Origin of the sequence: Rhodoplanes roseus (assembly GCF_003258865.1) — a bacterium.
Lineage (GTDB): Bacteria > Pseudomonadota > Alphaproteobacteria > Rhizobiales > Xanthobacteraceae > Rhodoplanes > Rhodoplanes roseus.
This window is the reverse complement of record NZ_NPEX01000155.1, coordinates 1-9,711: the sequence shown is the minus strand read 5'-3', so window position 1 is coordinate 9,711 and position 9,711 is coordinate 1. Positions and strand designations below refer to the sequence as shown.

The following is a 9,711-nucleotide window of genomic DNA, read 5'->3' as shown; positions in this document are numbered from 1 at the left end:
GCGGCGCTGCCGCGCCGCCCCGGAACGACCAGTACCGCGCCCGGAACGACGGATGCGTCACCATCGGGCTCACGCGTTGGAGACGGCGATCAGCCGGCCGAGGCTGCCCTCGGCGGCACCGGTGTCGATCGACTGCGCCGCGAGTGCGACGCCGCTGGCGAGATCGGCCGCCTTGCCGGCGACCACCAGGGCCGCGGCGGCGTTGAACACCGCGACGTCCCGATACGGGCCCTTGCGGCCCTCCAGCACGCCTTTCAGGGCGATCGCATTGGCGGCCGCGTCGCCGCCGCGCAGCGCCTCGGGGACAGCGCGGGGCAAGCCGACCTCCTCGGGCGTGATCTCGAAGGTCGTCACGGTGCCGTTCTCCAGCGCGGCGACGGCGGTCGGGCCCGCCGTGGTGATCTCGTCGAGGCCGTCGGAGCCGTGCACCACCAGGGCCCGCTCGGAGCCGAGATTCTTCAGCACATGGGCGAGCGGCTCGACCCAGTGGCGCGAGAACACGCCGACCATCTGGCGCTTCACGCCGGCCGGGTTCGACAGCGGTCCGAGCAGGTTGAAGATCGTGCGGGTGCCGAGCTCCACCCGGGTCGGGCCGACATGCTTCATCGCCGGGTGATGCACCGGCGCGAACATGAAGCCGATGCCGGCCTCGCGGATGCAAGCGGCGATCTGCTCGGGGCCGAGCTCGATGCGCACGCCGAGGGCGGTCAGGACGTCGGCGGCGCCGGACCTCGACGACAGCGCCCGATTGCCGTGCTTGGCGACCGGCACGCCGGCGCCGGCGACGATGAACGCCGCGCAGGTCGAGATGTTGAACGAGCCGGACGCGTCGCCGCCGGTGCCGACCACGTCGACGGCGGTCGACGGAGCCTCGACCTTGAGCATCTTCGAGCGCATCGCCGCCACCGCGCCGGTGATCTCCTCGACGGTCTCGCCGCGCACCCGCAGCGCCATCAGGAGCGCACCCATCTGCGACGGCGTCGCCTCGCCCGACATCATGCGGGCGAAGGCCTCGGCGGCCTGCTCGCGGGTCAGCGGCGCACCGGTGGCGACCTGACCGATCAGCGTCTTCAACTCGACCATGGAAGCCTCACTGCGGCCGCGGCGCGCTGCGCCCGTCGGCCCGGCCCGCCGCCTCGTTCCAGGCGCGGGCGATATCGAGGAAATTCTTCAGGATCAGATGGCCGTGCTCGGACTTGATGCTCTCGGGATGAAACTGAACCCCGTGCACGGGCCGGGTCTTGTGCTGCATCGCCATGATCAGCCGGTCGGTCTCGGCCGTCACCGCGAGGTCGTCGGGCAGGCTCGCCCGGTCGACCACCAGCGAATGGTAGCGCGTCGCCCGGAACGGGCCGTTGATGCCGCGGAACAGGCCCTGGCCCTCGTGGCTCATCTCGGAGAGCTTGCCGTGCACCGGCACGGGCGCCCGCACGACGCTGCCGCCGAAGGCCTGGCCCATCGCCTGGTGGCCCAGGCAGACGCCGAGCATCGGGATCTCGGCCGAGGCCTTGTCGATCAGCTCCAGGCAGATGCCCGCCTCGTTGGGCGTGCAGGGGCCGGGCGACAGCACGATCGCCTCCGGGTCGGCCGCCAGCACCGCGTCGGCCGTCACCTTGTCGTTGCGGTGGACGACGACCTCCGCGCCCAGCCCGCCCAGGTAATGGACGAGGTTGAACGTGAAGCTGTCGTAGTTGTCGATCAGCACGATCATGGCGGCCCACCGCCTCCCTCGGGCGGTCTTAGACCGCGTGCCCGAAGGGGGTCAAGGCGCGCGCCCGCGACCGGGCCGGCCGCGCCCAGGCGCCGCCTCCTCGGGGACCGGCTCGCCGACCGGCGCCGGCAACGCGTCCCGCGCATCCCGGTCATTCCAAAGAGCGGAACGACGTTGAGGAGATCTTATGAAAACGGGGCCTAACCCGGACGGAGGTATTTTCGAGGTGGCTTGACATGCGAATTAGGACCTTTTTCCTTATCTGCCTGGCGGGAGCGTCGGTGCCGGGTCTCGTGACGGCCGGGATGCTGGTTCAGGACGGGGTCGACCGCGTCGGGCGTGCACGCGTCTCGGCGGACGCGGTCAGCATCGTGACGGCGGCGATGAAGATCCCGGAGAGCCTCGCCGCCGAACGCGGCCACTACAATCTCGGCCTGTCCGCCGACGCGGCCATGGACGCGGCGGGACGCGCCGTGATCGCCAAGCAGCGCGACGAGACGGACGCGCGCCTGTCGACCACCCTCGACCTTGTGCGCGGCTCCTCGCTCGACGCGGCCGGGCCGATGGCGACGCTGGGCCGGGTCGCCTCGGACCTGAAGAGCCTGCGGCAGGGAGTCGACGCGGCCATGTCCCGCTCGAAGACGGACCGTGATCCAAAGGCCTTCGCGGACTCGGTTGTGCTGTCCGACAAGTCCTACGCGACCCTCGACTCGCTGATCGATGCGGTCGACGCCGCGGCGGCCGGCCAGATCGCCGGGGTCGCGACCTATATCGACATCGCGCGCAAGAGTGCGGCGATGCGGCTCAACGGCGGCGACCGCGGCACGGTCCTGATCCAGGCGATGAACTCGGGCGCGCCGATGACCCGCGAGCAGCTCGACCGGATCGCCGAGATGCGCGGGCGCATGGAGCAGGACTGGATCAGCATCGTCGCGGCCTCGCGCCGGCTCGGCGATCCGCCGCAGGTGGCCGAGGCGATGGCGACGGTCAAGCAGCGGTTCTTCGGCGACATCGGCGTCCTGTACGGGCAGATCATGGCGGCCGGCCTCGGGGACGGGAAGTATCCGATCTCGATTCCCGACTATCGGAAGCGCCATCTTCCCGGGCTGCAGAGCATTCTGCTGCCGCGCGACGCGGCGCTGGCCACCGCGGCCGAGGTGGTGGCGGCCGAGCGGCAGCACGCCATCGTCCAGCTGGTCGCGGCGCTCGCCTTGATGGCGGTCGCAGTCGCGGCGGTGGCGGGCGCCGCCGTCGTCTTCGCCCGCCGCGTGCTGCGGCCGGTGGCCGGCCTGACCGGCGTGATCGGCCGGCTGGCCGACAAGCAGAACGACGTCGCGGTGCCGGGCCGCGACCGCTCCGACGAGCTCGGCCAGATGGCGCAGGCGCTCGAGGTCCTGCGCGAGAACGCGATCGTAGCCGAGCGGATGAGCCAGGCCCGCGACACCGAGCGCCGCGCCAAGGACGAGCGGGCGCACCGCGTCGATACGGTGACGAACCGCTTCCAGGTCGAGATCGGCGAGCTCGTGCGCAGCCTCTCGGCGGCGGCGTCCGGCATGGAGGCGACGGCCAAGTCGCTGAGCGCCACGGCCCGCGACAGCACCAGCAAGGCGACCGCCGTGGCGGCGGCGGCCGAGCAGACCTCGGTCAATGTCCAGACCGTCGCGACGGCCGCCGAGGAGCTGTCCGTGACCACCCAGGAGATCGGCCGCCAGGTGGCCCAGTCCTCGACCATCGCCGACCGGGCCGTGGAGGCGGCGCGGCACACCGACGGCACGGTGCAGAGGCTCGCCGACGGCGCCCACAAGATCGGCGAGGTGGTCGGGCTCATCCAGACCATCGCGTCGCAGACGAACCTGCTCGCCCTCAACGCCACCATCGAGGCGGCCCGGGCCGGCGAGGCCGGCAAGGGCTTCGCCGTGGTCGCCTCCGAGGTCAAGTCGCTCGCCAACCAGACCGCCACGGCGACCGAGGAGATCGCCACGCAGATCGCCGACATCCAGGGCGCCACCAGCGACGCCGTCGACGCGATCCGCGGCATCGCCGGGACGATCGACGAGGTGAGCCGCATCTCGACCATGATCGCCTCCGCCATCGAGGAGCAGGCGGCGGCGACCCGCGAGATCGCCCGCAACGTCCAGGAGGCGGCCCGCGGCACCCAGCAGGTGTCGGGCAACATCGTCGGCGTCACCCAGGCGGCGACGGCGGTCGGCGGTGTCGCCGGCGAGGTCCTCGACGCCGCCGGCGAGCTCGCCCGCCAGTCGGATCGATTGAAGCAGGGCGTCGATGGCTTCCTGGAGGAGGTGCGCGCCGCCTGAGCGGCGGGTCCGGGCCGGCCTAGAACAGGCGTCCCTGGCGGTCGTCCGGCGCCTCGGCGAAGGGGCCGGCGTCGGGGAGGTCGGCCCGCAGCCGCAGCGCCCGGGCGAGGATCTCCTCGATGGTCGGCGCACTGGCGATCTCGAAGATCGCCGGGCCGGCGACGCGCAGCTCGACGGTCGATCCTTCCTGCAGGCCCAGCACCTCGACGACCTCCTTGGGCAGCCGAACGGCCAGACTGTCACCCCACCTCGCGACCTGCACGACGGCCTCCGCTATGCTACGCCAGAACGGCCGCCGTCCTACCGATCCGCCGCGGCGCACGCAACCGGAAAGCCACGGATGGCGGCCATGTTCCGACAGCGAGAGGGCGGGCTAGTTCAGCGGGTTAGGTGGTCTTTGTGAAGCCGCCGCCCGCTGCGATGTCGTCTATGTCACGGGCGCCGTGAACGACGCGTATGATGACGACGGCATCTGCAGTTGCCACGTAGTAGATGGCATAGGGATTTCGGAACACCGCTCTCAGCCCGGGAGCAAGATGGTCCCGTGGCGCACCTGCATGCGGAAATCGCCGCACCGGCTCGCACGACGCGAAAATGCGACCTATCACGCGGGACGCCGTTCCCGCGGAAGACTCGGCAGCGATCGTCGCCCAGATGTCCGCGAGGTCGGCTTCGGCCGTGTCGGTCAGGCGGAGGGCGAGCGGCGCGTCGATGAGGTTCTCCCGCGTTCGACGATGCGGTCGAGATCGAATTCCCTGACACGCCCGGCCGCGAGGTCGGCCATCCCCTTGTCGATCTCGGCCTTGAGTGCGGTGAGGTCCGGCGCGCCGCCCAGATGGCGGAGGGCCCATTCGTGGAGCGCCTGACGAACGACCTCGCCGGTGGACCCGTAGTCGCCGCGTTCGACCGCATCCTCCAGCGCGGCCGCGATGTCTTGCGGCAGCGAGATGGTCATCTGGGCGGTGTCCGGCATGGCAGCCCCTGTTCGGTTCGGCCCGAGGCTAGCATGGTTCCGCTGGAGTTAGGACACGCAGGTCCCTCCGCCGCGGACAATGTCGCGCGCTACTGCCCGCGCTTCGCCGCGCTGGCGAACCGGCGGGCCTCCTCGGCGGCGCGGAACAGGGCCTTGGCCTTGTTGACGCATTCCTGCTGCTCGGCGGCCGGGTTCGAGTCGGCGACGATGCCGGCGCCGGCCTGGACGTACATGGTGCCGTCCTTGACCAGCGCGGTGCGCAGCACGATGCAGGAATCCAGCTCGCCGGCGGCCGAGAAGTAGCCGACGCAGCCCGCATAGAGGCCGCGCTTCTCGCTCTCCAGCTCGTCGATGATCTGCATGGCCCGGACCTTCGGCGCACCCGACACGGTGCCGGCCGGGAAGCCGGCGGCCAACGCATCGAGGGCGTCGTTCGCGGCGGCGAGCCGCCCCTCGACGTTGGAGACGATGTGCATCACCTGACTGTAGCGCTCGACGAAGAACTGGTCCGTCACCGTCACGGTGCCGATCGCCGCCACCCGGCCGACATCGTTGCGGCCCAGGTCGAGCAGCATCAGGTGCTCGGCGCATTCCTTCGGGTCGGCGAGCAGCTCCTCCTCCAGCGCCTTGTCCTCGTGCGGCGTGGCGCCGCGCGGCCGCGTCCCGGCGATCGGCCGGATCGTCACCGTGTTGTCCCGCACCCGCACCAGGATTTCCGGGCTGGAGCCGACCACGGCGTAGCCGCCGAAATCGAGGAAGAACAGGAACGGCGCCGGATTGACGCGCCGCAGCGCCCGGTAGAGCGCGAAGGGCGGCAGCGCGAACGGCGTCGAGAAGCGCTGCGCCAGCACGACCTGGAAGATGTCGCCCGCCGCGATGTACTCCTTGGCCCGCCGCACCATCTCGGCATAGGCGTCCGGCGTGGTGTTGGAGGCGGGCGGCGTGTCGAGCGCCTCGGCGAGGTCGGCCGCGGGCTCCTTGAGCAGCGGCCGATCGAGCGCGTCGACCACGCCGGTCAGCCGCTCGACGGCGCGCGCGTAGGCGACGCGGGCCGGCACGGCGGCGTCGGGCCGCACCGGCGTCACGACCGTTATGGTGTCCTTGACGGCGTCGAACACGATGACGACGGTCGGCCGCACCAGCACGGCGTCCGGAATGCCGATCGGGTCCGGATTGGCCGGTCCCAGATCCTCCATCTGCCGCACCATGTCGTAGCCGAGATAGCCGAACACGCCGGCCGCCATCGGCGGCAGGCTTTCGGGGAGCGCGATCCGGCTGTCGGCGACGAGGCCGCGCAGCGCGCTCAGCGGCGGCTCGGGGCAGGGGACCACGATGTCGGCCTGGCCGCGCACCAGGCGGACGATCTCGGCCTTGCCGTCGCGGACCCGGAAGACGAGATCGGGAGCGAGCCCGATGATCGAGTAGCGGCCGCGCACCGCGCCGCCCTCGACCGATTCGAGCAGGAAGCTCGCGGGCTTTCCCTCGGCCACCTTGATGAAGGCGGAGACCGGCGTCTCCAGGTCGGCGACCAGGGTCGTCGACACCACCTGGGCGATGCCGCGCCCATAGGCGTCGACGAAGGCTTCGGCCTGCGGTTCGATCTGCATGACACGCTACGCTCGCGCCGCGGCGCTACTGGTCGGCGGAGCCCCGTCCGACCGCCTGGGCCAGCGCCGCCTGGTTGATCTTGACCTTCATCTCGGCCTGGAGCTGGCCGACATACTGGGCCATCACGTCGTCCGAGTAGGCGTTGCGGAGCTGGTCGAGCAGCTTCTTGGTGTCGGCGCTGTCGGCGTCGAAGGGCGGCGGCCGGATGTCGGTGACGCGGAACACGATGCGGTCGGTGTCGCCGGACCCGACCGCGGTCCCGACGCCGTCCTTCGGCGTCTTGAACACGCGCTCGATCACGTCGGCGGGCAGCGGCCCGCGGCTGCGCCGCTTGAGCGCCGGCGCGGTCTCCAGCTTCAGCCCCTCGCTGCCGGCGATCTCGGCGAACCAGGTGCCGGACCTCAGCTTGCCGGCGAGCTCCTCGGCCTTGGCGGTCAGCCGCGTTCCGATCTCGTCGTTGCGCCAGCGCTCCTCGACCCGGTCCTTGACCTCGTCGAAGGTGCGCTCCCGCGACGGCGTCACGCCGGCGACCTCGTACCAGAGATAGCCGCCGCCCGGGATGGAGATCGGCTCGTTCTCCAGCCCGACCTGCGAGGCGAAGGCCGGGCCGAGCACGTCGACCTCCTTGGGCAGCGTCACGGCCTGGCCGTCCGGCGCCCGGCCGGAGCGGTCGACCGCCGCGATGGTCTGCACCGGGAGCTTCAGCTTCTGGCCGATCTCGTCGAGGCGGCTGCCGCCGGCGAGCTCGTCCTCCACCTTGTCGCGAAGATCGGCGAGCGACGCCCTGGCGCGATCGCGCGCCAAGTCATTCTTGATCTGCCCTTCGAGCTCGGCGAACGGGGTCGCATGGCCCGGCTCGATCTTGGTCACCCGCACGATGGCGGTGGTGAACCGGCCCGTGACCGGCGCGCTGACGCCGCCCTCGGGCAGGCCGAAGGCCGCCTCGGCGATCGCCGGGTCGAGCATCTCGGCCTTGGCGACGAGGCCGAGATCGAGGTCGGACGGCGCCACGTTGCGCTCGGCCGCGAGCGCCTCGAAGCTCAGCCCGCCGGCGAGCTTGTCCTGGGCGGCCTTGGCCTCCTCGGCGTTCGGGAAGGCGATCTGCTGCACCTGCCGCTTCTCGGGCGTGACGTAGCGGCTCGACCGCTCCTCGTAGGCCTTCTTGGCGTCGGCGTCGCTCACCTCGACGGTCGCGGCGAGCTGCTCCGGGGACAGGTCGAGGAACAGGAGCTTGCGGTACTCCGGCGCCCGGAACAGGAACTTGCGCTGGTCGTAATAGGCCTGGAGCTGCTCGGGCGTCGGCGCCGGGATGTCGCCGGCCCTGGCGGCGTCGAGCACCACGTAGTCGACGAAGCGCTCCTCGTTCTCGTAGCGGTTCATCGCCTCGGCCGTGGTGACGGGCGCCTTCACGTCGCTGCCGATCGAGCCGGCGAGCTGGCGCCGCAGCGAGATCCGGCGCTGCTCCGCGATGAAGCGCTGCTCGGTGTAGCCGGCCTGGCGGATCAGGTAGGCGAACCGGGTCTGGTCGAACTGGCCGTTGGCGCCGCGGAACGCCGGATCCTGCATGATCAGCCGCACCACCTCGGCGTCCGAGATGCCGAGGCCGAGCTGGCGGGCGCGCTCGTCGAGCACCGCCTCGGCGATCAGCGTGTTGAGGATCTGCCGGTCGAGGCCGGCGGCGCGGGCCTGGTCGGGCGTGATCGGCCGGCCGAGCTGGCGGCCGTATTGCTGCAGCCGGTCGTTGTAGAACTGGCGGAACTGCTCGATCGTGATCTCGCTGCTGCCGATCGTCGCCACCGTCGAGACGCCGAAGCCGCGGAAGATGTCGCCGATGCCCCAGACCGCGAAGCTGATGACCAGGAATCCGACGACGGCCGCCATGACGACCTTGCCGAGCCAGTTTGAAGAGGCTTTTCGCAATCCGCGGAGCATGGGTCCTGTTCGCGTTGGTTCTGGGCGCCTTCACGCGACATCCGTGATTCGGGTGGCGGAAGCGAGCCCCGTCGATCGGTCGCGCCGTCCACCGGGTCGTCCGGGGGCGCGCGAGGGGGAATAGCCTGTCCCGGGCCGAATGTCCCGGCCGGCCCGAAGGCGGCCGCATCATAGGGGGGGCGCCTCCCCCCCGCAACAGAGCCGGGCGCCTGTCGTGCCGTCGGAATTTGTCGCACCCGAGGTACGATCGTGGCATAACGCCGGGATCGCATTCACGACCGCGTCCGCGGCCTGCGCGGCGCGCCCGGCGCCCGGGCGCCGTAACGCAGGGGACTCCAATGGCGTCTGTGCGGCGCCCGCTCGTGGCGGGCAACTGGAAGATGAACGGGCTTTCGGCCTCGGTGGCCGAGCTGGACGCCATGCTGACGGCCGCGCCGGGCTATCCGGGCTGCGACCTGATGATCTGCCCCCCGGCCACCCTGGTGGCGCAATTCGCGGCGCGGGCGGCCGGCAAGCCGGTGGCGATCGGCGGCCAGGACTGCCATGCCGAGGTGTCGGGCGCCTTCACGGGCGACATTTCGGCCGAGATGCTGGCCGATGCCGGCGCCACCGCCGTGATCGTCGGCCATTCCGAGCGGCGCACCTACCACGAGGAGAGCGACGCCGAGATCCGGGCGAAGGCGCAGGCCGCCTGGCGGGCCGGGCTCACCGCCATCGTCTGCATCGGCGAGACCAAGGACGAGCGCGTCTCCGGCAAGACCCTGGAGGTGCTGGGCGTCCAGCTCGCCGGCTCGTTGCCGGACGGGTCCACGGCGAAGACCCTCGTGGTCGCCTACGAGCCGGTCTGGGCGATCGGCACCGGCCTGACCCCGACCGCCGCCGACGTCGCCGAGGCGCACGGCTTCATCCGCGACCGCCTGGTCGAGCGCTTCGGCGCCGAGGGGGAGGGCGTCCGCATCCTCTACGGTGGCTCGGTGAAGCCCTCCAACGCCTCCGAGCTGATGGCGGTCGCCAATGTCGACGGCGCCCTGGTCGGCGGCGCCAGCCTCAAGGCGACCGACTTCCTGGCCATCGCGGCGGCCTACAAGTAGGGGTCGGCGCTCGGCGTCGTCACCTTCTGGAGCCTCGAAGCGATGGAGAAGCGTGCGGTGTTTCAGCGCGAGGCCGCACGA

9 protein-coding genes are annotated in these 9,711 nt (G+C 71.4%); 2 read left to right on the top strand and 7 right to left on the bottom strand.

Annotated elements, in window-relative coordinates; translation table 11 throughout:
- Window positions 1-69: 69 nt before the first annotated feature.
- A complete protein-coding gene (gene trpD, locus CH341_RS19725) occupies window positions 70-1,083 on the bottom strand; it encodes an anthranilate phosphoribosyltransferase (protein WP_111420696.1) in 1,014 nt (337 codons plus the stop codon).
- 7 nt (window positions 1,084-1,090) lie between these two features.
- Complete coding sequence (locus CH341_RS19720; RefSeq protein WP_111420695.1) at window positions 1,091-1,711, bottom strand: anthranilate synthase component II; 621 nt, start codon at window positions 1,709-1,711, stop codon at window positions 1,091-1,093.
- A gap of 281 nt (window positions 1,712-1,992) precedes the next feature.
- On the opposite strand from CH341_RS19720, the gene CH341_RS19715 reads away from it, so the two are divergent.
- Window positions 1,993-4,026 carry a methyl-accepting chemotaxis protein gene (locus CH341_RS19715; protein WP_170149723.1) on the top strand — a complete coding sequence of 678 codons (2,034 nt, stop codon included), beginning with the start codon at window positions 1,993-1,995 and terminating at the stop codon, window positions 4,024-4,026.
- 19 nt (window positions 4,027-4,045) lie between these two features.
- Here CH341_RS19715 and CH341_RS19710 read toward each other — a convergent pair whose 3' ends face one another.
- The 5 genes from CH341_RS19710 to CH341_RS19690 form a co-directional block, all read right to left on the bottom strand.
- The gene (locus tag CH341_RS19710) at window positions 4,046-4,288 is read right to left on the bottom strand and encodes an AbrB/MazE/SpoVT family DNA-binding domain-containing protein (RefSeq protein ID WP_111420693.1); all 243 of its coding nucleotides are present in this window, start codon (window positions 4,286-4,288) and stop codon (window positions 4,046-4,048) included.
- A gap of 124 nt (window positions 4,289-4,412) precedes the next feature.
- Window positions 4,413-4,670 carry a type II toxin-antitoxin system RelE/ParE family toxin gene (locus CH341_RS36470; RefSeq protein ID WP_425376198.1) on the bottom strand — a complete coding sequence of 86 codons (258 nt, stop codon included), beginning with the start codon at window positions 4,668-4,670 and terminating at the stop codon, window positions 4,413-4,415.
- Window positions 4,671-4,711: 41 nt separating this feature from the next.
- Window positions 4,712-4,981, bottom strand: a complete 270-nt coding sequence (locus CH341_RS19700; protein ID WP_245431150.1) for a ribbon-helix-helix domain-containing protein — start codon at window positions 4,979-4,981, stop codon at window positions 4,712-4,714.
- A gap of 107 nt (window positions 4,982-5,088) precedes the next feature.
- Entirely contained in the window at window positions 5,089-6,606 is a 1,518-nt protein-coding gene (gene trpE, locus CH341_RS19695) for an anthranilate synthase component I (RefSeq protein ID WP_111420690.1), read from the bottom strand.
- 25 nt (window positions 6,607-6,631) lie between these two features.
- Entirely contained in the window at window positions 6,632-8,539 is a 1,908-nt protein-coding gene (locus CH341_RS19690; RefSeq protein WP_111420689.1) for a peptidylprolyl isomerase, read from the bottom strand.
- Between the two features lie 338 nt (window positions 8,540-8,877).
- On the opposite strand from CH341_RS19690, the gene tpiA reads away from it, so the two are divergent.
- Window positions 8,878-9,630: a triose-phosphate isomerase gene (gene tpiA, locus CH341_RS19685; protein ID WP_111420688.1), complete on the top strand. Its 753-nt coding sequence runs from the start codon at window positions 8,878-8,880 to the stop codon at window positions 9,628-9,630.
- Window positions 9,631-9,711 lie beyond the last annotated feature (81 nt).

Coding starts and splice junctions, on each gene's coding strand:
- tpiA (WP_111420688.1), top strand. CDS start 8,878: ATGGCGTCTGTGCGGCGCCCGCTCGTGGCGGGCAACTGGAAGATGAAC.
- CH341_RS19690 (WP_111420689.1), bottom strand. CDS start 8,539: ATGCTCCGCGGATTGCGAAAAGCCTCTTCAAACTGGCTCGGCAAGGTC.
- trpD (WP_111420696.1), bottom strand. CDS start 1,083: ATGGTCGAGTTGAAGACGCTGATCGGTCAGGTCGCCACCGGTGCGCCG.
- CH341_RS19700 (WP_245431150.1), bottom strand. CDS start 4,981: ATGACCATCTCGCTGCCGCAAGACATCGCGGCCGCGCTGGAGGATGCG.
- trpE (WP_111420690.1), bottom strand. CDS start 6,606: ATGCAGATCGAACCGCAGGCCGAAGCCTTCGTCGACGCCTATGGGCGC.
- CH341_RS19720 (WP_111420695.1), bottom strand. CDS start 1,711: ATGATCGTGCTGATCGACAACTACGACAGCTTCACGTTCAACCTCGTC.